This is a genomic window from Acetobacter tropicalis (assembly GCF_001580915.1).
Taxonomy (GTDB): domain Bacteria; phylum Pseudomonadota; class Alphaproteobacteria; order Acetobacterales; family Acetobacteraceae; genus Acetobacter; species Acetobacter tropicalis.
The window spans coordinates 1-20,582 of sequence record NZ_LHZQ01000212.1 but is presented as its reverse complement, the minus strand read 5'-3'; the positions used below and the strand labels follow the sequence as shown (position 1 = coordinate 20,582).

21 protein-coding genes and 1 riboswitch are annotated in these 20,582 nt (G+C 57.7%); of the genes, 11 read left to right on the top strand and 10 right to left on the bottom strand.

Features of this window, described 5'->3' with window-relative positions:
• Nucleotides 1-3: 3 nt before the first annotated feature.
• Together moaA and AD944_RS10600 are read left to right on the top strand one after the other, a co-directional pair.
• On the top strand, nucleotides 4-1,062 hold the full coding sequence (moaA, locus tag AD944_RS10605) for a GTP 3',8-cyclase MoaA (protein WP_179946482.1): 1,059 nt from the start codon (nucleotides 4-6) through the stop codon (nucleotides 1,060-1,062).
• A gap of 103 nt (nucleotides 1,063-1,165) precedes the next feature.
• Complete coding sequence (locus tag AD944_RS10600; protein ID WP_045542470.1) at nucleotides 1,166-2,092, top strand: LysR family transcriptional regulator; 927 nt, start codon at nucleotides 1,166-1,168, stop codon at nucleotides 2,090-2,092.
• 242 nt (nucleotides 2,093-2,334) lie between these two features.
• Here the strand turns inward: AD944_RS10600 and AD944_RS10595 are convergent, their stop codons facing one another.
• From AD944_RS10595 to AD944_RS10580, 5 genes are all read right to left on the bottom strand, one after another.
• Nucleotides 2,335-3,036, bottom strand: a complete 702-nt coding sequence (locus AD944_RS10595) for a YfdX family protein (RefSeq protein WP_045542487.1) — start codon at nucleotides 3,034-3,036, stop codon at nucleotides 2,335-2,337.
• A 228-nt stretch (nucleotides 3,037-3,264) separates the two neighbouring features.
• On the bottom strand, nucleotides 3,265-3,432 hold the full coding sequence (locus AD944_RS16800) for a hypothetical protein (RefSeq protein ID WP_156477257.1): 168 nt from the start codon (nucleotides 3,430-3,432) through the stop codon (nucleotides 3,265-3,267).
• A complete protein-coding gene (locus AD944_RS10590) occupies nucleotides 3,429-3,674 on the bottom strand; it encodes a hypothetical protein (RefSeq protein ID WP_045542469.1) in 246 nt (81 codons plus the stop codon). Before AD944_RS10590 ends, AD944_RS16800 begins: the two co-directional genes overlap by 4 nt.
• 202 nt (nucleotides 3,675-3,876) lie before the next feature.
• On the bottom strand, nucleotides 3,877-4,317 hold the full coding sequence (locus tag AD944_RS10585) for a hypothetical protein (protein WP_045542468.1): 441 nt from the start codon (nucleotides 4,315-4,317) through the stop codon (nucleotides 3,877-3,879).
• Between the two features lie 164 nt (nucleotides 4,318-4,481).
• Nucleotides 4,482-5,039, bottom strand: a complete 558-nt coding sequence (locus AD944_RS10580; RefSeq protein WP_045542467.1) for a flavodoxin family protein — start codon at nucleotides 5,037-5,039, stop codon at nucleotides 4,482-4,484.
• Nucleotides 5,040-5,412: 373 nt separating this feature from the next.
• Here AD944_RS10580 and AD944_RS16395 point away from each other — a divergent pair, with 373 nt between their 5' ends.
• From AD944_RS16395 to AD944_RS16795, 3 genes are all read left to right on the top strand, one after another.
• Nucleotides 5,413-6,975, top strand: a complete 1,563-nt coding sequence (locus tag AD944_RS16395; RefSeq protein WP_082741228.1) for an outer membrane beta-barrel protein — start codon at nucleotides 5,413-5,415, stop codon at nucleotides 6,973-6,975.
• Nucleotides 6,976-7,136: 161 nt separating this feature from the next.
• On the top strand, nucleotides 7,137-7,700 hold the full coding sequence (locus AD944_RS10570; protein ID WP_236709213.1) for a peroxiredoxin: 564 nt from the start codon (nucleotides 7,137-7,139) through the stop codon (nucleotides 7,698-7,700).
• 27 nt (nucleotides 7,701-7,727) lie between these two features.
• Complete coding sequence (locus tag AD944_RS16795; protein WP_145912831.1) at nucleotides 7,728-7,946, top strand: hypothetical protein; 219 nt, start codon at nucleotides 7,728-7,730, stop codon at nucleotides 7,944-7,946.
• 214 nt (nucleotides 7,947-8,160) lie between these two features.
• On the opposite strand, the gene petA is transcribed toward AD944_RS16795, so the two are convergent.
• Genes petA through AD944_RS10555 form a run of 3 tightly spaced genes read right to left on the bottom strand, consistent with a single transcriptional unit; the run spans nucleotide 8,161 to nucleotide 10,905 of the window.
• The gene (gene petA / locus AD944_RS10565) at nucleotides 8,161-8,832 is read right to left on the bottom strand and encodes a ubiquinol-cytochrome c reductase iron-sulfur subunit (protein ID WP_045542466.1); all 672 of its coding nucleotides are present in this window, start codon (nucleotides 8,830-8,832) and stop codon (nucleotides 8,161-8,163) included.
• Nucleotides 8,833-8,835: 3 nt separating this feature from the next.
• Complete coding sequence (locus tag AD944_RS10560) at nucleotides 8,836-9,660, bottom strand: cytochrome c1 (RefSeq protein ID WP_082741227.1); 825 nt, start codon at nucleotides 9,658-9,660, stop codon at nucleotides 8,836-8,838.
• Nucleotides 9,661-10,905 (bottom strand): cytochrome b, encoded by a 1,245-nt coding sequence (locus AD944_RS10555; protein WP_236709212.1) that lies wholly within the window; start codon nucleotides 10,903-10,905, stop codon nucleotides 9,661-9,663.
• A gap of 439 nt (nucleotides 10,906-11,344) precedes the next feature.
• Nucleotides 11,345-11,494, top strand: a riboswitch (FMN riboswitch).
• Between the two features lie 131 nt (nucleotides 11,495-11,625).
• On the opposite strand from AD944_RS10555, the gene ribD reads away from it, so the two are divergent.
• The 6 genes from ribD (at nucleotide 11,626) to AD944_RS10525 (ending at nucleotide 18,886) form a co-directional block, all read left to right on the top strand.
• On the top strand, nucleotides 11,626-12,648 hold the full coding sequence (gene ribD, locus AD944_RS10550) for a bifunctional diaminohydroxyphosphoribosylaminopyrimidine deaminase/5-amino-6-(5-phosphoribosylamino)uracil reductase RibD (RefSeq protein WP_082741242.1): 1,023 nt from the start codon (nucleotides 11,626-11,628) through the stop codon (nucleotides 12,646-12,648).
• The gene (locus AD944_RS10545; protein WP_045542465.1) at nucleotides 12,633-13,235 is read left to right on the top strand and encodes a riboflavin synthase; all 603 of its coding nucleotides are present in this window, start codon (nucleotides 12,633-12,635) and stop codon (nucleotides 13,233-13,235) included. The genes ribD and AD944_RS10545 overlap by 16 nt, the downstream gene beginning before the upstream one ends.
• Nucleotides 13,236-13,249: 14 nt before the next feature.
• Nucleotides 13,250-14,557 carry a 3,4-dihydroxy-2-butanone-4-phosphate synthase gene (gene ribB / locus AD944_RS10540; protein ID WP_082741241.1) on the top strand — a complete coding sequence of 436 codons (1,308 nt, stop codon included), beginning with the start codon at nucleotides 13,250-13,252 and terminating at the stop codon, nucleotides 14,555-14,557.
• A 46-nt stretch (nucleotides 14,558-14,603) separates the two neighbouring features.
• Nucleotides 14,604-15,086 (top strand): 6,7-dimethyl-8-ribityllumazine synthase, encoded by a 483-nt coding sequence (gene ribH, locus AD944_RS10535; RefSeq protein WP_045542463.1) that lies wholly within the window; start codon nucleotides 14,604-14,606, stop codon nucleotides 15,084-15,086.
• A gap of 52 nt (nucleotides 15,087-15,138) precedes the next feature.
• A complete protein-coding gene (locus AD944_RS10530; RefSeq protein WP_045542462.1) occupies nucleotides 15,139-16,179 on the top strand; it encodes a lysylphosphatidylglycerol synthase domain-containing protein in 1,041 nt (346 codons plus the stop codon).
• Nucleotides 16,180-16,291: 112 nt separating this feature from the next.
• Nucleotides 16,292-18,886, top strand: coding sequence for an MMPL family transporter (locus AD944_RS10525; protein WP_045542461.1), 2,595 nt, complete (start codon nucleotides 16,292-16,294; stop codon nucleotides 18,884-18,886).
• 72 nt (nucleotides 18,887-18,958) lie between these two features.
• On the opposite strand, the gene AD944_RS10520 is transcribed toward AD944_RS10525, so the two are convergent.
• Together AD944_RS10520 and AD944_RS17255 are read right to left on the bottom strand one after the other, a co-directional pair.
• Entirely contained in the window at nucleotides 18,959-20,095 is a 1,137-nt protein-coding gene (locus AD944_RS10520) for an MFS transporter (RefSeq protein ID WP_045542460.1), read from the bottom strand.
• Nucleotides 20,096-20,278: 183 nt separating this feature from the next.
• Nucleotides 20,279-20,582, bottom strand: a 304-nt coding sequence (locus tag AD944_RS17255) for a hypothetical protein (RefSeq protein WP_211263335.1), incomplete at its 5' end; no start/stop codon positions are given.

Below are 20,582 nucleotides of genomic sequence, written 5' to 3'. Positions count from 1 at the left end.
CCAGTGCGCAACATTGCACAGGATGTTGACAGGCATGGCCGCCCGCTAAGGGATTTGCGGATATCGGTTATGGATCGGTGCAATTTCCGCTGTTCCTACTGCATGCCTGAGAGCACGTATCATGAAGGGTTTCAGTTTCTGGCCCCCAGGGACCGGCTGGGTTTTGATGAAATAGAGCGCGTGGCGCGGGTTGCGGCCAGTCTGGGTGTAACCAAAATACGCCTGACGGGTGGTGAACCGCTGTTGCGTGCCGACTTGCCTGATCTGATAGAGCGTCTGGTCCATGTGCCGGGTATTGAGGATGTTGCCCTGACAACCAACGGGGTGTTGTTGCCGCGTTGCGCGCAGGCACTGCGGCAGGCAGGGTTGCAGCGCGTGACTATCAGTCTGGATAGTCTTGACCCCGCCGTGTTTGCGCGAATGAGCGGTGGCAGGGGAGACCCGGCTGCGGTAATGAAAGGCATTGAAGCCGCAGAACAGGCCGGTTTTCAAGGACATATAAAGATCAATACTGTTGTGCAGCGTGGCGTAAATGATGCTGGTGTGCCTGATCTGCTTGCCCATTTTCGCAATACAGAATGTGTGGTCCGTCTGATTGAATACATGGATGTTGGCAACCGTAACGGGTGGGAGAGGATGGATGTTGTGCCCTCTCAGGAATTGCTAACGCGCATCAACGCCATCTGGCCGGTGGCGGCACTCTCTCCTCATTATCCGGGTGAGGTGGCGCGCCGTTATGGGTATGTGGATGGTGCGGGGGAGATCGGGTTTATTTCCTCTGTCAGCGCCCCATTCTGCGGTGCCTGCTCGCGGGCGCGTCTTTCTTCAGATGGAAAGCTCTATACCTGTCTTTTTGCAACGCAGGGCACGGATTTGCGGGCGCTTCTGCGTAACCCGCGGCATGCTGGGGATGATGAGGTTTTGCGCACGGTTCTCTCTCATATATGGAGCCAGCGCACAGATCGCTACAGCGAAGAACGAGCTACTCACCCTGCGGGCAAAACCATTCCGAAGAGACCATACACGCAGGATAAAATCGAAATGCATTACATCGGGGGGTAATGGCTGTGTAAGGGGCTGGTCTTTCTGATGGCAGAAGGCGGGGGCTGCTGGTCTCATTTATGGCACGTCTCTCTTCAGGTAGAGCGTGTTTTGCGGAGTACATATGATTCTGAAGCAGCTTTACTATCTTCGAGAGATAGAAAAATTCAGAAGTTTTTCAAAAGCGGCTGTGGCCTGTAACGTGTCCCAGCCTGCGCTTTCCCGCGCCGTAAGGCAATTGGAAGAGGAGCTGGGCGTTGTTATTATAGACCGCAAGAAAAAGGTGTTTGGCTTTACGGTAGAAGGTGCCCGTATTCTGAAATGGGCACATGATATTCTGCACAGTGTTACGGAAATGCAGAATGAAGTTTCACTGACAAAGCAGGATCTGGTCGGTGCGCTCAAAATAGGGGTTATTCCAACCGCCGTGCATATTGTGCCAGCACTTATGGAAGCGGTTCAGGAAAAAATTGGCGATTGTTCGTGTGATGTCTCTGTTCTGACCAATGCGGATATTATTGAACGGCTTACCAAAAAGCAGCTTGATATCGCCATTATGTATTATGAGGAGTGCCCGCAGGCACAGGCCTTTATTGTTCGCTCCCTTTATGAGGAAGAACAGGTTCTGGCTGGTACCTCCGCGTATGCTTTTCCGGAGGGACGTGACATCAGTTGGGAGGACGCGGCACATTTTCCGCTGGCGCTGCTTAGTCAGACCATGCGGTGCAGGCAACTGGTGGATACTGGTTTTCAGGCGGCTGGGATCAAACCGATTGTTCGTCTTGAAACCGGGTCTCTTGAAGTGATCCATGCTGAAATAATGAGTGGCCGGTTTGCGACCATCCTGCCTATTTCTTCTTTCCCGCTCAGGGTGCCTCCCGTTGGCAGATTGCAGATGCGCAGACTGGTTGGATTTTCCGCAGGCTCCATAGGTCTGGTGCGGCTGAACGAGCGCCTCCCATCCGATTTTTTTGATGCGGTATGGAAGGTCGCGCTCACAATAGATTTCAGGCAGAAGTTTGATAATTTATGTTGCCCGCAGCCAGCCTGAAAAGGGAGATTATCAGAGTTTCAGAAAAGGAGTGGCGGTATCAGCCAAGGCTGCATCACGCCAGTTTAATAACCCGGGCACCCGGGCTAAAGGCCCCAGTAAGGTTCGGCTGCGGAAGTTTTTGGCCGTAGGGGCTATAGAAGGAGTTTTTGGGCTCAACGGTGTCGCCTTTAACGCTTGCAACACTGTTTTTTCTGAAAAAAGGCCTTATAGTTAAATCAGACCTCTTTGAGAGAGCAGTCTTATTTCTGTGCTTTCGGCGCTGAGGCCGCTTTGCCACCCTGTGTGGCAGGAATAGCTGTTTCCACAAAATCCTGAGACACAAAGACAAGGTTGTTCAGTGTCTGGTCAAGTGCATCCAGTGCTTCCTTGGGCTGGCGGCCTTCCGTGAAGACAGTGGCGCGGTTAAGGGCGCCCTGTGTCTGTGCCAGCGGTGCCAGTGCGACAATGAAGTCTACATCTTCACCCACAACCTGCATGCTCTGGGCTGCCTGCTGCGTGTCACCAGCCTGAAGCTGCTTGTTGGCGGTGGCCACGGCAGCCTTTTTCTCAGGAGCCAGCGTTTCGCTTGCAATAAATTCACCCCCTACCGGAATCCAGTCTGTAGGCGTAGTGACAGGCACATGGCCAGATGCCGGTGCATGCTGGGGGGCAGGCTGCAAAGAGGCTTCTGCTGCCTTGAACTTGGTGCTGGCCTTGCCCGCTGCGGTCAGGCGCTTGTTGGCATCATACAGTGCGGGGATGGCGGCATCCGTGTTACCGGCAGCCAGCAGATCACGCGCTTTGAGAATATCGCCAAAGGCTTTCTGCCCATCATTGGATAGATGGCGGAATGCCCGACCTGCCTTGTACTGTTCCCAATGCGTGTGCAGGGATGTGGCGTGACTGGCAACCGGTGTTACGGCAAGGCTGGCGGCGATGGCCATAAGGGGAATAAAGCGCATATCTATACTCATCTCATCTATAAAATCGGGCTGTGTGGTCCTCCGTAAAGGAGGGCACGTTGCCGCGGACAAAAAATAAAAAGCCTCGATACGCAGCGCAAAATAGGCACTGCGCCTACCAAAGCGGAAAACAGAAACAACTCTGCGTTTCTAGCCCATTCCGCCCCGGCACGGAAGATTGCCTGCCCATACCGGGTGGGTGGGCCTTACATGGCAGCAATGCTTTTCCTAGCGGGAAAGACGGGTAATTTCTTCCGAAACCTCACGTTCGCGTTTGCGCAGAGCACTTACATGGTTGGGCTCATTCTTTTCTGCCTCAGCAATTTTGCGTTGCAGATCGTCCAGTTCTTTCTGAAGGGAAGACAGCGCCGGGGGAGTGTGGGATGGATGGCTCATTTACGGCCTGCCAGTACTTTTGTTGCCAGTCCCTGCAATTCTGCTGCTGTCACACCTTCGGGATTATGCTGCGCTTTTTTGGCAATTTCACGTTCCACGTCAGAGGCGTGTTCGCCGCCTTTCAGCACAAATGTCGCCAGTTCCAGCACCTCTGCTTTGGTGGCCAGTTTGGGCTGCGCAAGGGTGCGCTCTGCCAGATGGTATAATGAACTCGTTTCGTGTGGGGCTTTATCGTGCGGCATGATGTCTCTCTTTTTCAGGTCTTGTCCTGTTCGGACTCAACTCTGCTTTAGAGATGGGATCATGCAGCCCGAAATCACAGCGGTGGCGAGAGCATGGCAGTTATTCACACAGAAAACGGTCGGTAAACTACGTAAGTTTACCCTCATGTCTGGAGGTCAGTTCGGGGCGCTTTCTGTAACGCTCTGATACGCGGGGGGCTTTTTATCGGAAAGGCGTTCCCTTGGAGGCAGGCAGGGTTGACGGAGGCTGTGGTGGCGCAGGCCGTTGGAGGCTTGGTGTGGCAGAAGGAGGCGTGGCGCTGAAAGCAGGGAGCCGATTAGGAGCGGTAGCCTGAAAAGGGGGAACAGGTTGGCCGGGATAGTAATACGGGCCACGATAGTTCTGGTTCAACTGGGCATTATTGAGCCGGTCAACCAGTTCATTGCCCGTTCCATCTGAATAGCGCGGGGGTGGCGTGGCTGTTCTGGAGGTGGGAGTCCGCGGGGTATTTGGCGCTGGGGGGAGAGCACGCGGTGCGGCACCGGACTGGGCAAAAGGCTTATGGGGCAGGCGGCTCATTCTGCCGGTGGCCCACAGCGGGGCAGGCATGCCCATAACCAGAAGGCTCGCAATAAAACAGGCACGGAATGCTGTGTTCTTCATGACCAGTTATCCTTGCAAGGGCACCGTAAGGAACGGTGTGATCTGTTTCCGTAACTCTGGCTGAAACGCCTGAAACTGTTATCGGATGCAAGGGGCTGAAAACAACGAGACTCAAAAAAACAGGACGCCCCGTATCATGGGGCGTCTGCTGACAAGAGGGAACGTTAGGCGGGGGAGAAGCGGGCTGCTACGTCTGCAACGCGCTTGCCATAATGGACGGCTGTATCCAAATCCCCCTGCGGAATTTCATCCACGCTGGCATCTGCCGGGCTCTGCACAAGCAGCCCGACGGAGCCACCCAGATTGTTGAGATCCGTGCGTTTGGCTTCCTTGGTGTTGCTGGGCAACAGGCCCAGACTGACCCAGATACCACCATGCTGTGCGGCCAGCGTGCTCAGCCATGCCAGAGTGCAGCCTTTATCGCCATTCAGGCTGGCGCTGTTGGTGAAACCACCGAAAATCTTGTTTTCCCACCCACGGGTGAACCAGATTTTGGAGGAGGCATCAGCAAATTTTTTGAACTGCCAGCTTGCGTTTCCCATGTAGGTTGGTGCGCCGAAGATAATGGCGTGGGCAGCATTCAGCTTGGCCCAGTCTGCTTCCGTCAGATCCCCGTGTTCATTGATGGCGACAAGTTCCGCATTGGCTCCTTTGGCGACATGTTCCGCCACCCGGCGGGTGTGGCCATAGCCAGAATGATAAACAACAATAGTATTAGCCATAGTCTTTTCTCCATGAACCAGAAGCGGTGGCTACTGGCGTGGCCATCGGCATGGGGGCCACAATGGCTTCCTTCGTTCTGTTTGATAATCGGCCTTAATGAAAAGTCATATCATACTCTGGGTGTGAGGTGGCACAGGCGCGCTTTGTGGCAGAAGGTGCTGTGGGGAGGGGCATGGCAGATGTGTGATCAGGCCCCTCTGAAAGATGCGTGTAGAGAGCTACAAGATGTGAAAGCGGTTAACGGCTGCGGTGTACGGAGAGGCAAATGATTTACTTCCGTGCGCCATGAAATGGCCGCATGAACGCGGCAAGGAGCCCGGCGGACCGGCGTGGGAGGTCGGGCTCAAAAAGAACAAGAAATGATGCGGACCAATGGTGCATAAAAGCTGGCTGGCAGGTGTGGCTCTGGGGAGCGTAATGATAACGGGTAGCATGCCGCAGGGGCATGCCAGATCATCGCTTGCGCATCCGCCTCAATCCCGTTCGGCCCTGACGCATCCCGCACGCGCGCACCTGTATCCTTCCGCTGCCCGTGCCGGAAAGAGGGGACTGCAACCCCGACAGTCGCCTCAGCCCATATCACCTGCGGCAGTAGCGCCTGCGGAAAAGCACCTGCCCCTGTCACCTAAAAGTGTTCAGACAGAGCAGGCGGCTCCTGTTGCCGCGACACAGCAGGACAAGCCCCATATTGGCAATCTCTTTCATCCCAGGCCGGGGCATGCAGCATCTTATTGGGATGGACTGGAAGGACACCTTTCCATTGAAGCCGGAATTACCGGCAACCCATGGACACGGTCAGGCCGAAACTTTGGCCAGTATTATAATGATCGCGCCAATACCGTTACAATGAACCAGATTATGGGATCACTCTCCCATCCGGTAACGGACGTTGGTGGCGGATATGGCATAGGGTTTGTGCTGGAGGCCATGTACGGCTCCGATGCACGGTTTGATCCTACAATCGGCATGGGCGATGGTGCTATTACAGGGTTGTATCAGTGGGCACCCACACAGGCCCATGTGGACGTGCATCTTCCCTGGATTTTCAAACACGGCATTGATGTGCAGGTGGGCCAGATGTACGGCCTGGTGGGCGCAGAAGGCACGCCCGCGCTGGCCCGGCCTTTCTATACCTTCAATTACGCTTCTGATTATATTGTGCCCTTCCAGACAGTGGGCATTGTGGCCACCATGCATCTCAGCAAGCATGTGGACTGGATTCTGGGCGTGGATGCCGGAAATTCCACTACCTTTAGCGCGGCAGGCAACAATAACAAACCCAAAGGGTATTTTGGCTTTGCCTTCAACCATCTGCTGGATGGCAAGCTTGATATTCACGCTATGGGGCGGTTCGGGCCGGAAGGGAACAACGGGCGGGCCGTGACATCCCCCGACGGCTGGACCAGCGCGGGCCTTGGTTCTGATGCCAATCACCTCATGCAGTATAATGGGGATATCATGGCCACCTATCATGTGAATGATAAGCTCAGCGTTACGGTGGACGGCACCTATCTGCATGATAACGCCACACGGGATGACGTGTATGGGGTCACCAGCTATCTGGCGTGGGATATCAAACCATGGCTGACGTTCAATCTGCGCGGCGAGGTTTTCCGGGATAATACGGGTGGGACTGTCAGCGAATATGCCAGTTTCATGTCCTACACACATTCTTTGAGCAACCGGCCTTACCCGTATTACAACGCGCCCCCCACCACGTATGGGGAGTTGACGGTTGGGGCTTCTTACCGTCCGGACTTCATCAACAGAAATCTGGGGCTGGGCAAACTGACATTGCGGCCGGAAATCAGGCTGGATAAATCGCTCAATGGTACGCGGCCTTTCAATCAGGCTGGAACGGTGCAGAACCCGGTGGTGACAAACGGCACCAACAACATGCTGTGGTTTAACTGTGATGCAGTCTGGGCCTTCTGAATGTCTTGATATGCGGTGAGGGAAAGGTGGGTGGCTGCCAGCGTCGGGCAGGGGGTGATCAAGATGCGCATTGTTGAATTGTACCGTTTAGGCTCATGATGCCTCATGACTCGAACCGGATGGTTAAAAGCATGATGAAAAACAAAGTAATGCGTGCAGTGATGAGGCAGTCCTGTGCTGCTGTAGCGGCGATAGGCCTGTGCATTAGCGCTGTGCCGTTTGTGGGGGCGCATTCCGCTCATGCGGCGCTGGCGGAAGGTGCGGCAGCGCCTGATTTTACGCTTCAGGGCGCGCTTGGCGGAAAACCGCTGACGTTCTCTCTCAAGGATGCGCTGAAAAAAGGCCCCGTGGTGCTTTATTTCTTTCCGGCGGCTTTCACCCAAGGATGCACGCTGGAAGCGCATGCATTTGCCGAGGCAACGGATACCTTTACCAAACAGGGCGCAACCGTTGTGGGGGTGACAGCGGGGAATGTGGACCGTGTTGCTGATTTCTCAAAGGATGAGTGCAGAAACAAGTTTGCAGTGCTGGCCGATCCTGGCGCGAAAGTGGCCGGTCTGTACAAATCACTTAGCACGCAGGGCACCTTTCTGCACTCCGACCGTACATCCTATGTGATTGCGCCGGATGGCCAGATTCTGCTGAGCTATACCAGTCAGGACCCGGAAACGCATGTTACTAACACGCTGGATGCTGTCACCGCATGGCATGCCAAAGTGCACTGAGGCATAGAAACAGGAAAGGCGGCCTCATTGCTGGATCAGGCAAACGGAGCTGCTCTGGATAGGAAGCACCGCAAGAGTTCGGCCATGCATCCCAGGGTTTTAACGCAAGAGGAGAACCGGCTCAGACGAATGGGCTGGTTGAAAATCAGCACTTGCGGGGAAGATGGAGGTTTTGAGGTTGAAGCGGTGGATATGAAGACACCGTGGGCGGTGTCGGAACGAAAAATCAACGCATTCTGCCGCTAAAAGATAGCCTGATCAGCCCTGACCGCTTTTCCGCATAATCGCTAAAAATCTGAAGGCGGAAAAGGGACGCCAAGCGCTCCGGTGCCTAGTGCACCGAGGCCAGAAAATCAATGGCACCTCAGTGCTAAAATGGGATGCCTCAATCAGGTCGATGAACAACGCACCCACCCCTGCCAGACTATCAGCGCGGTGCTGACGGGGTGAGTTTTGTTATTTAGATCTGCACGATGGTTGAGAAGTCGAAGTCTTGCCCTTTGGGGTTCTCACCCAGCCGGATGGTGGTGGGGGTGGGCATGAAATAGGGCGGCACCGGCAGGTTATAGGGGGCAGGTGCGCCTTTGAACACGCGGCCAGCCAGATCGAATTTTGAGCCATGGCACGGGCAGGCGTAGCCACCCGCCGGGGTGGTTTTGGCGTCAGGCGGCGCGCCACCGGGAGCCGGGGCGTAGGACGGCACACACCCCAGATGGGTGCAGATTCCTACATACACCCCGTATTCAGGCGTGAGCGACCGATGCCAGTTTTTGGCATAGGCAGGCTGTTGCAGATCATGCGAGTCACCGTCCCGCAGGCGGTCTGTCAGCGTGGCGTCCTGTAGTTTGGTAATGTCTTCTGGCGTGCGGTGCAGAATGAACACGGGCTTGCCCTGCCAGACCACGGTGGTCTGCTGGCCGGGGGCCAGTTTGGAGAGGTCCACATCCACCGGAAGATGGGCGGAGGCGCTGTCCTGCGGTGTCAGACTTTCTACAAACGGGATGGAGCACGCGGCAACGCCCGTAACGGTCCCGGCAATGGTGACCATGCCCAGAAAATCACGGCGGCCGGGTGCCTGTTCGGGGGTATCCGTTTCAGGCGTGTCCTGCGGTGTAGGGGGGGTGTTTTCCATCTCTCAGTGTCCGTCCCGGCGGTTCCAGATTTTCTTCTTCCATGCAATGACCAGCAGAAGCAGAACAATCAGGTAAAGCACAACCCCTTTGCCAATATGGTGGCGTGCATTGCGGTGTGGGTCAGCAGCCCAGACCAGAAAAGTTGAAACATCGCGGGCCTGCTGGTCAACCGTGGCCTTGGTGCCATCTGGAAAGCTCACGCCGCCTTCCACCAAGGGCGGGGGCATACCAATCAGGTGGCCGTCAGCCCATTCATTGTAGAACTTGCCGGGCACCATGGGCGCGCCGGGCGGTGGCGGCATGCGGTAGCCGGTCAGGAACGCGTAAAGCCAGTCTGCCCCGTGGGGCTTGATCAGGGCAAGGCGGGACTGATCAGGCGGGGCCACGCCGCCCATCATGGCAGCCGCAGCGGCTTCACTCGGGAAAGGGGATTTGAAGTGGTCATCCGGCGTGCCGGGGCGGGTTGTCGGCTGCCCATCTTCATCTACCGGCCCGGGGAACTGCTTGCTATGCGCAAGGTCTGAAATGGCTTTGGAGCTCAGGCCGATGCCCGCCAGATCATTATAGGTCAGGCTGCGCATGCCATGGCAGGTGGAACACACATGGTCATACACCAGAAAGCCACGTTGCAGGCTGGCCTGATCAAACTGCCCGAACGCTCCGTCAAAGCTCCATTTCTGATGTGGCGGGGCTGCGGGTTCTGCCGGTGCAGCCGTCGGGGAAGAAGCCGGAGCAGAGGGTGTTTGGGCCAGAGCGGTTTGCTCAGGTGTTGCCAGAAACAGCCCCGAGAGCAGGCATGCGCCCCCTAAAAATGCGCGAACAGACATTCAGGCGTCTCCCTGCGCAGCGGAAATGGAGGCAGGCAAGGTGCGTGTTTTTTCCAGACGCGGTGCCAAGGGGAGGAGCACAAGAAAATAGCCAAAATAATAGAGCAGAGATACGCGCCCAAGCGCCATCCAGCTTCCCTGAGCGTGGTGTTTGCCGACCAGCGCCAGCAGCACAAACGCCACGACCAGCCCCAGCAGGCCGACGCGGCAAAGAGGCCGGAAGCGCATGGACCGCACGGGGGAACGGTCCAGCCATGGCAGGGCAAAAAGAATCAGCAGGGAGCCAGCCGCAGCCAGCAGGCCGCCAAACTTGGACGGCACGGACTGCAACATGCCATAAAAAGGCAGGAAGTACCATTCCGGCTCGATATCCGCCGGGGTGTGCATGGGGTCTGCCGGGGCGTAATTGTCTGGTTCAGTCAGCAGGCCGGGCCAGAAGAACATCAGCAGAGCAAACACCAGAGCGAAGAGCACCAGCCCCACCAGATCCTTGCTGGTGAAGTATGGATGAAAAGGCACGGTATCTTTGGGGGTTTTGGGCTCTATGCCCAGTGGGTTGTTGGAGCCCGCCACATGAACTGCCACAACGTGCACCCCCACCACGGCAACAACCAGAAATGCCAGAATGAAGTGAATGACAAAAAAGCGGTGCAGAAAAATATCGCCCAACTGGTCACTGCCCGCCAGAATATGTTCCAGCGTGTTGCCAATAACCGGCACCGCGCCGACGGCCTTGCTGATGACATCTGCACCCCAGAAGGACATCTGCCCCCATGGCAGCACGTAACCGGCAAAAGCCGTGGCCATGACCAGCACCATCAGAACGAGACCGCTGATCCACAGAATTTCACGCGGGGCCTTGTAGGAGCCGTAATACAGCCCACGAAACAGATGGATATAGAGTGCTGCCAGAAACAGGTTGGCCCCGACCATATGCATGCTGCGCAGCATCCACCCACCGGGCAACTGCCGGTCTATGGCCTCAACAGAAAGAAAGGCTTCTGCTGCGGTGGGAATGAAGTGCATGGCCAGAAAGGTGCCGGTTGCCAGCATAAGCAGCAGAACGACCGTGAGAATCGCACCGAAGTTCCACAGGCCGTTCAGATTCTTCGGCATGCGGAAATCAATATACTCCGCCCTGAAACCACTGATGACAGGCAGGCGGCGGTCAATCCACCCGGCCACGCCAGAACTTTCTTCTGTTGAGCGCGAGGGCGGTTGGCCTGCCATATTGGGTTTGGTCATGGGTGGTTCCATAGAATGCGGAGAGGGGCCGGGTCTTGGCCCCATGGTATCCAGATCAGGCGGAATGGACCAGCGGGACAAGGACCGGAAAAAGCAGGCTGTGTAAGTTTATTGCGGCACAACAAGGTGTTGAGGCTGCAAAACTCCCGGCAGGAAGGCTCATATACAGACTTTTATGATCGGTTTTGCAGGAAGAATGGTAACGGAGATCATGCGGGCCTCGGTCGGTCTTGTAGAGAAGCGTGCTATGGGTTCAATCATAAATAAACCGAAACATTTTACAAGATTGCAGAGCGTGGGCACGGGCGGCAAAACCCAGCCGGTGCAGAGGGTTGGAGAAGCACGCTAAAGGCTCGCTCAAAAGCGTGATGTATTTCTCTCTTGCATGCTGAGCGTATTATCCCCATCATACGAATTGTATCCGCTTTTCTGGCGGGTATGACGTTCTCAGGGCAGGGTGCAATTCCCTACCGGCGGTAAGTGGTCAGGTTAGCCTGCCATAAGCCCGCGAGCGCCTGCTACGGCAGGGTCAGCAGATCCGGTGTAATTCCGGAGCCGACGGTGATAGTCCGGATGAGAGAGAACGATGGCGGCGTCTGCCCTTTCTGTATGGAAGGCGGCAGGCGGTGAAAGCCGCTGTATGCCCTGAGTCTGTCTGGTGTGATCAAGGCAGATAATGGAGACAGGGCGTTGCAGGAAAATCCTTCGCACTTTGCGCCAGTGTTTGTGCCTGAGCAGATCGGGCAGGCTTTCCGTACGGCTGTAGCGGAGGCTTCTCGCTTTATCGGGCAGACAGCGCCTAACCCCGCCGTAGGGTGCGCGCTGCTGGATGCGGAAGGCGAGGTGCTGAGCGCTGCGGCCCACCACAAGGCGGGTGGTCTGCACGCTGAACGTCTTGCACTGGAACAGGCAAAGCAGGCTGGTGTGTTTGACCGTGTGCGGACAGCCGTGGTCACGCTTGAGCCGTGTAATCATATCGGACGCACACGCCCCTGCACGGAAGCCTTGCTTGAGTCTCCTGTGAAAACCGTATGGATCGGCAGTGAAGATCCCAACCCCACCGTTGCGGGCGGTGGCGGAGCGCGCCTGACAGAAGCGGGCGTTACCGTGCACTGGTTGGCCCAAAGCACGAACGGGGTTGCCCTGTTTGCTCTGTGCAAGGCTTTGCTTGCGCCGTTTGCCTGTAAAATGACGGAAGGCAGACCGTGGATTACGGTCAAACAGGCCGTGAACAGTGCTGGCACAATGGTGCCGCCTGAAGGGCAGACAACCTTCACTTCTCCCGAATCTCTGAAATTCGCGCATGTGCTGCGCCGCGCTACGGATGGCGTGGTGACAGGCACGGGCACTGTTATGGCGGATAACCCTGCCTTTACCGTGCGGCATGTGCCTGATTACGCGGACCGTCGCCGTCTGCTGGTGGTGTGTGGCCAGAAGGCCCACACACCGGAAGACTGGCTGGCCGAACGGCAGAAGCAGTTTGATGTTCTGTTCTGCCGCTCCTGTGCCGATCTTCCCGCCCTGCTGGCCAAGACAGATGCCCTGTGGGTGCTGGTGGAGGCTGGGCCAACACTTCTGGCCGCCCTGAAAGAACTGAATTTGTGGGACGACTGGCTGACCATTCGCCAGAACGCCGCCGGGGTGGACCATTACACCGTTTCAACCCGTCATGATGTCACACCGCTTGCTCTGTTTCCGGAGTGGGCTCGGTGCACGCAGGAGCAAGCATGTTTTCCGGAATAGTTGAATCTCTTGGCCATGTTCTGAAAGCCGAACCGGGAGACAAATCCCTGATGGTGGAAGTGGATACGGGGCTCACAGATATTGCTGAAGGCGAAAGTATTGCCGTGAATGGCGTGTGCCTGACAGCAGTTGAACCTGCGGCAACCGGCGTGGCGCAGTTCTTTATCAGCAGTGAAACGCTGGACCGCTCCACCCTTGGGGCGCTCAAGGCTGGCAGCCGTGTCAATCTGGAACGCGCCGTAACCCCTGCCACCCGGCTTTCAGGCCATATTGTGCAAGGGCATGTGGATGGCACAGCGCGGTTTGCCGAGTGTACGCCCTCGGGCGATGCCCGCCGCGTGGTGTTTGAGGTGCCGGAAAACCTGCGCCGCTACATGGTGGAAAAAGGCTCCATCACACTGGATGGTATCAGCCTGACCCTGAACGAGATTGGGGACGTGAAAGACGGCGTATTTCCTATTGCGCTGATGATCATCCCCCATACCTGGACCCACACCACGCTTGGCACCCTTTCCGTAGGAGATGCCGTGAACGTGGAAGTGGATGTGATTGCAAAATACGTGGAGGTTCTATGCCAGACAAAGTGAAAGGGGCGGCTGTGGTGCCTGCTCTTCCCTCTGCGGCGCTGGCACGGGCGGTTGAAGCCCTGCGGGCCGGACGCATGGTTATCATGACGGACGATGAAGACCGTGAGAATGAAGGCGATCTGGTGATGGCCGCCGAGTTCATGACGCCCGAGGCCATGAACTTCATGATCACCCATGCGCGGGGGCTGGTGTGTCTGCCTCTTACACCGCAGCAGGTGGAGCGGCTGGGGCTGCCCATGATGGTGCGCGACAACACTGCCCGCCACCACACGGCCTTTACGGTGTCAATCGAGGCGCGGGAAGGGGTTTCCACCGGTATTTCCGCTGCAGACCGTTCCCATACGGTGCAGGTTGCAGCGTCTGAAACCGCAACCCCGGCTGATCTGGCGACACCGGGCCATATCTTTCCGCTGCGTGCTGCCCCCGGCGGTGTGCTGGAACGGATTGGCCATACGGAGGGCTCGCTTGATCTGCTCAAGCTGGCGGGGCTGCGCCCTGCGTCCGTGATCTGCGAGATTCTGAATGAGGACGGCACCATGGCTCGCCGTCCTGAATTGGAAGTGTATGCCCGCAAGCATGACATGCCCATTATCTCCATTGCCGAGCTGGTGCGATGGATCAGCGCCCATGGGCTGACGCCTCTGGCTTCTGATGTAACGGACGCGGAACCTGCCTCTTCACCGGAAGAAACGCTGGTTGATCTGGCGGAAGCCTCGCTGCCCAGCGCTTATGGCGGGGAAGATCTGGTGATCCATGCGTTCCGAGATGCGCAGGATGTGGAGCACGTGGCGCTGGTAAAGGGCAACCCCGCAGCACCCGGTGCTGTGCCGTTGGTAAGGCTGCATTCCGAATGCGTGACGGGCGATGCGCTGGGGTCCTTGCGGTGTGATTGCGGCACGCAGTTGCACGCAGCCCTGAAAGCCATAGGGCAGGCGGAAACCGGAGTGCTGGTTTACGTGCGTGGGCACGAAGGCCGGGGCATTGGGCTTGTAAACAAGATTCGCGCCTACGAACTTCAGGACGCCGGGCTTGATACGGTGGATGCCAACCACAAGCTGGGTTTTGCAACCGATGTGCGAGACTGGACATCCGCCGCCGCCATTCTGCGTGATCTGGGCGTGGGGCAGCTTGATCTGCTCACCAACAATCCGGACAAGGTGCGCGCGCTTGAAGCGCGTGGGTTCATGGTGCGCAAGAGAATCGGACTGGAAACACCTGTTAACCCCTTCAACCGGGCTTACCTGAATGCCAAGCGGCAGCGCATGGGGCATCGGCTGAGTAACTTTTCCGTGAGTGACGCCACGGTCAGCGCGGCGGTCTGAACCGGCCGCCTGAATTTGAGACTGTCTGCAAAGCAAGGATGATTTTATGAGCACACGGATTCCGGTTTCTCTGCCGGACCTCAATCTGGTTCCCGCCCCGCGTCTGGCCCTGATTGTCAGCCGCTTTAATGAGGACGTGACGGGCGGCTTGCGCGATGGCGCCATTGCGTGGCTGGCCGAGCACAATATTACCGTAGGTGAGAACGATATTTTTGCAGCCCCCGGCGCGTTCGAGATGCCGCTTCTGGCGCAGACACTGGCAAAATCTGGTCGGTATGAAGGCGTGATCTGCCTTGGTTGCGTGATCAAGGGTGATACGGCGCATTTTGAGTTCATCAGTCTGGGCACCACCATGGGCCTGATGCAGGCTTCTCTGGCGACGGAAGTGCCCATCGCGTTTGGGGTGTTGACCACCTATACCGATGAGCAGGCGGAACTTCGCTCCCGCGATGACATTCATAACAAAGGACGTGAAGCGGCCGCTGCGTGTGTGGAGTCACTTGCTTTGCTGCGTCAGATTAAGGTCTGATCAGAACAGGGCTGCTGCGTGAACGCGCGGTCCTGAAAAAGCAGGGGGAAGAATGAAGCGGGTTACCGTCATCGCAGGTCTTCTGGGACTGGGGCTGACTGTCTGGATGCTGATGCAGTTCGGCGCTCGTTCCATCCTTTCCCTGATGGTAACAGGCGGCTGGGGTGTGCTGGCCGCCATAGTTTTTCACACAATTCAGGTCGCGCTTTCCGCGCAGGCATGGCGCACCATTGCGGGCCATAAACATGGCGCATCCCTCTCCTGGCAGGACTATTTTGCCCTCCGCTGCGTGCGGGAGGGAATCAACAATCTTCTGCCAGTCGCGCAGGTGGGTGGGGAAGTGTGGTCCAGCCGTCTGCTCGCCAAACGCGGGCTTGGCACGCGCAAGGCTGCCGCCGCGACCATTTGTGATCTCACGCTCGAACTGCTCAGTCAGGTATTATTCACCTTCGTGGGGCTGGGCCTGCTGCTGTTTCTGGTCAAACGCTCCCATGTGACGGATGAACTGCTGGAAAGCGCGCTGGTGGCGCTGGCCATCGGGCTGGCGGTGTTCGCCAGCCAGTGGTTGGGGGCCGTGGCGTTTGTTGAGGTGCTGCTGGTGAAAATCGCGGGGCATCTTGGCTGGAACGGTGTGGATGGCATACGCGGGCTGCATCAGGAAGTGCTCGGCCTTTACAAGGTCAAGCGGAACGCCGTTTCTGCTTTGATCCTTCAGTATCTGGCGTGGGCGCTGGGCGCGGTGGAAGTGTGCCTGATTCTGCATTTTCTGGGTCATGACCGCTCTCTGGCCGTTGGCTTCGTGATTGAGGGCGTGGGTGAGGCCGCAAAATCCGCAGGCTTTGCCGTGCCCGGCGCCCTTGGTGTTTCTGAAGGCGGCTATATTCTGGTGGGCAGCCTGTTTGGCGTGGCGCCTCCCGTCGCCATTGCGCTTTCCCTGATCAAACGTGTGCGAGAAATTGCATGGGGTGTGCCGTCCCTTTGCCTGTGGCAGGTGCTTGAACACAGGTGGGATACCCCCGCACAAGGGGCCGAACGGCCCGCATCCTGCGCTCAGTCTGTGGGTAAAAATCCTCTTTCCCGTTCTGGTCTGTAACGCGGGACGTGCCTGCTTTTGACATCATCCCTTGCATGAAGCGGGGCGGTTGGGCCAAACGAAAACAGCTTTTGGCCTTGCGCCGTGAATTTTTGGGAACTGATCGCCAGCTATGCTCTCCGCACCCATAGGTCGTTTCATTACATTCTGCGCCCGTCACGCTTACGCTGTGGTCGCCCTGTTCTTCATTCTCTCGGGTGGTGCCGTTTTTGCGGGCATGAATTTTCTGGGGGTCACCACAGATACCAGCAAGATGCTCTCTGACCGGCTGGAGTGGAAACAGCGGTCTGATGAAATGGGGCGGCTGTTTCCGCAGAAGGAAAACCTTCTGGTTGCGGAGATTGAGGCCGACCTGCCGGAGGAAGGGCGTGAGACCGCCCGCCTGCTGGCGGAGCGGCTTGCAGCCGACCACACCCACTTCAACTTTGCCGAGCGACCGGATGCAAACCCGTATCTGGTGCGCAACGGCCTGATGTTTCTGGACCCGCAGCCGCTTTCCCAGGTGTTGAATGACACCATTACGGCCCAGCCCTTCCTGTCCGCTCTGGCGCAGGACCCCTCTGCCCGTGGGTTGTTTGGCACCCTTTCCCTTATCGCCGAGGGCGTGAAGCAGGGGCAGGCGGATCTGGGTGGCTTTCAGACCGCGCTTTCCGGCTTTGCGGACAACATGGAAAAAGCGGCGGCAGGCCAGCCTCAGCTTCTCTCCTGGGAGCATCTGCTGGGTGGCAAGCTTTCTGATCTTGCCGGGCGTTACCAGTTTGTCATTACCAAGCCCAAGCTGGATTACGGCTCCTTCCAGCCGGGTGGTGCAGCGGCGGATGCCATGAGCAAGGCGGCGCAGTCTCTGGAGTTTGTGCGCAACGGCCATGTAAAGGTGCATCTCACCGGCCAGGTGCAGCTTGATGATGAGGAATTTGCCACCGTGGCCGAAGGCATGGTGGCGGGGTTACTGGGGTCTCTGGCTCTGGTGACGTTATGGCTGACGCTGGCCGTGCATTCCTGGCGCGTGGTGCTGCCTATTGTGGTCACGCTGGTTGTGGGGCTGCTGCTGACCACCGGCTTTGCCGCCGTGGCGGTGGGCACGCTTAATCTGATCTCGGTCGCGTTCGCCATTCTATTTGTCGGGATAGCGGTGGATTTTGCCATTCAGTTCTCGGTCCGGTTCCGGGCCCAGCACCAGAATGGAGAAAGCGAGCAGGGTATTCTGGCCGCGCTGGCCGAAACGGGTGATGAAACCGGGCACCAGATTCTGGTGGCTGCGCTGGCGACATCCGCCGGGTTTTTGGCCTTTACGCCCACCGCTTTTCTGGGCGTGGCCCAGCTTGGGCTAATTGCGGGTATTGGCATGATGGTGGCATTTGTTTGCACCACCAGCCTTCTTCCGGCCTTGCTGAAAATCTTTCACCCACCGCTGGATTGCCCGAGCATGGGCTATGCCTTCATGCAGCCGGTGGATGTGAAAATTCGCCATCACCGCAAGATTCTGCTGGGTATTTTTGGTGCCGTAGCTGTGGCAGGGCTGGCCCTTGTGCCGCGCCTGCAATTTGATGGTGACCCGCTGCACACCAAGAACCCCAATTCCGAGGGTATGAAGGCGCTGCATCTGCTTATGACAAACCCGCAGTCTTCGCCTTACAGTGCAGAACTGCTGGTGAAATCTCTGGATGAAGCCAAGGCGCAGGCTGCGCGTCTTTCCGCAGTGCCCGGCGTGCATGATGCCATGTGGCTGGGCTCCTTCGTGCCGGAAAAGCAGGATGAAAAACTCGCCCTGATTCAGGACGCCGCGACGGTCTTGCTGCCCACCCTGATTGTGCCGTCTCCCAAACCAGCGCCAGATGCGCAGGCGTTGCGGGATGCCGCGCAGAACACGGCCACGGCTCTTGGCGGTATTCTGGATAAACTGCCGCAGCAGGACCCGCTCCGTCGTATTCAGGCGGCTTTGGCGAAACTGGCCACGTCATCTGACCAGATTGTGCAGGATGCCAACACGGCGCTGGTGCGCTTCCTGCCGCAGGAACTGGACCAGTTGCGCGTGATGCTTCAGGCAAAGCCGGTCACGGTGAAAGACGTGCCGCCTGAACTGGCGGATGATTACCTGCTGCCCGATGGCCGTGCGCTGGTGGAAGTGCACCCCAATGGTGTGATGTCCAACAGTGGGGCGCTCCGCAAGTTTGTGACATCCCTGCAAAAGGAAGCACCCGATATTGCCGGGACAGCCGTGGATATTGTGGAGAGCGCGCGCTCTATCGTGCGGGCGTTTGAACAGGCCGCGGCTGCCGCCATTGTCATGATCGCGCTGATCCTCTTTCTGGCTCTGCGCCGTATCCGGGATATGGCGCTGGTGCTGGCCCCGCTGATGCTTTCCGCCCTCATGACGGTGATCCTGATTGTGCTGCTGCCGGAAACACTGAACTTTGCCAACATCATCGCCCTGCCGCTGCTGTTGGGCGTTGGGGTGTCTTTCAACATCTATTTCGTCATGAACTGGCGGGATGGTGTGCAGCACCCGCTGGCGTCTCCCACTGCGCGCGCTGTTCTGTTCTCTGCCCTGACAACAGGCACCGCGTTTGGCTCTCTGGCACTTTCCCATCACCCTGGCACGGCCAGCATGGGGCGGCTGTTGCTGCTCTCTCTGGGCTGCACGTTGCTGGCAACGTTGGTGTTTGTGCCTGCTCTGCTGCCCAAGCGGGATATTGATAAGGAATAAGCTCTGATTGCCCCGAGCCATCAGGCTGTGCGTAAAAAAGGCTCCATGCAGGAGCCTTTTTTATGGACGAGTTCAGGAGGAAGCGGCTTGGCGCTGCGGCTTTTTTTGCAGCACAACCCAGGCCACGCAGGCCAGCACGGCTCCACAGACCATAACCGCTATGGCCCCGCCACCAGAAAGCACCATGCCTCCTACCAGCGCGCCTGTGCCAATACCGGCGTTAAAGCCCGTGACGCAAAATGACGAGGCCGCTTCGTGCTGGCTGGGGGCCAGTTCCAGTGCGTAACTTTGCAGACCGAGATTCATAAGGGCGGAAACCATGCCCCACAGGGTCAGATCAACCCAGGTCACGGCATTGAACTGAGCGGAAAGCACCAGCAGCCCGAAGCTGGCCACAAGGCCGATCAGGGAGAACCCGACTGTCCGCCCGGCAGAGAAGGGGAGCCGCCCGCCAACCCAGTTACCCAGAATACCGGCTCCGCCAAATACCACTAGCATGAGCGGAATCTGGACTGATGGCGCGTGCGCCAGCGTTTGCAGTAGCGGCACCACGTAAGTGTAGGCGGTAAAATGGGCAGTGACGGCGCAGGCAGTCAGCAGGGCGATGTAGCGCAATACGGGCTGGCGTATCAGGTGGCGGATATCAATATGTCGCTTGGCACTGGGGAGCGGCGGCAACAACACCAGTGCAGCCGCCAGCACCACCACGCCCAGAACCCCGCTGAGGGAAAAGGCGGCGCGCCAGCCAATCCAGTGCCCGATGGCGGAGGCCAGAGGAATACCGCCCGCAAATGCAACGGCAACGCCCGTAAAAGCGATGGCCGTTGCGCGCGCAATGGGGAGTTCGGGCGCGAGCCTGACGGCCAGACCGGAAATAATGGACCAGAACACGCCATGCCCCAGCGCCAGCACAATGCGCAGCAGTGCCATGAGGGTGTAACTGGGCACCATGGCTGAGAGCAGGTTTACGGCCCCCACCAAAGCCAGAAGCAGCGCAACAAGAAAGCGGCGGTCCATGCCGGATGTCAGAATGGTCAACGGAATGGCAGTCAGGGCGACCAGCCACGCATAGCCCGTAACCAGCATACCCACCTGCGCTTCCGAGACATTCAACCCATGGGCGATATCTGTCAGCAACCCGATTGGCAGAATTTCCGTCACCTGCCAGACAACCGCCCCCAGAGAGAGCACAAGAAGCCGCGCGATCATGACAGAACAGCCTTCGTTGTGGGGAGCCCGGCGCAGCACGCTGCGCGTGTTGCTGAAACACCGAAGGGGTAAAAACAGGAGGGAACGGAGACAAGGAGTGTCGGATTGGTCACGAAGTATCCCTGAGGCAGAAGAAAAACAGAGGGGGCTATCCGATCCACAAGGTGTTCGGAAGCGAAATGACTATGCCATTATGCAGGCATATCGGGGCACGGGAAGAGGAGAAGACGGCAGCCTGCCAGAGAGCACGTAACAGGTGAAGGAGAAAAGTGTCTCCTTGTGTGGGAACAACACGGACCGTTGCTCACCCTCGCGTTCCGACACTTCAGGCATGGAGCGGCAGGGAGGGAGGGGTATTTTCTCGTCTCGCTCGTGGATGGAGAGGGCATTGTCCAACCCGAGACGATCACCGCACAGTGCTGTTGACGCAGGAACTTGGCTGAATAACGTGCCAGTGCCAGTGCCAGTGCCAGTGCCAGTGCCAGTG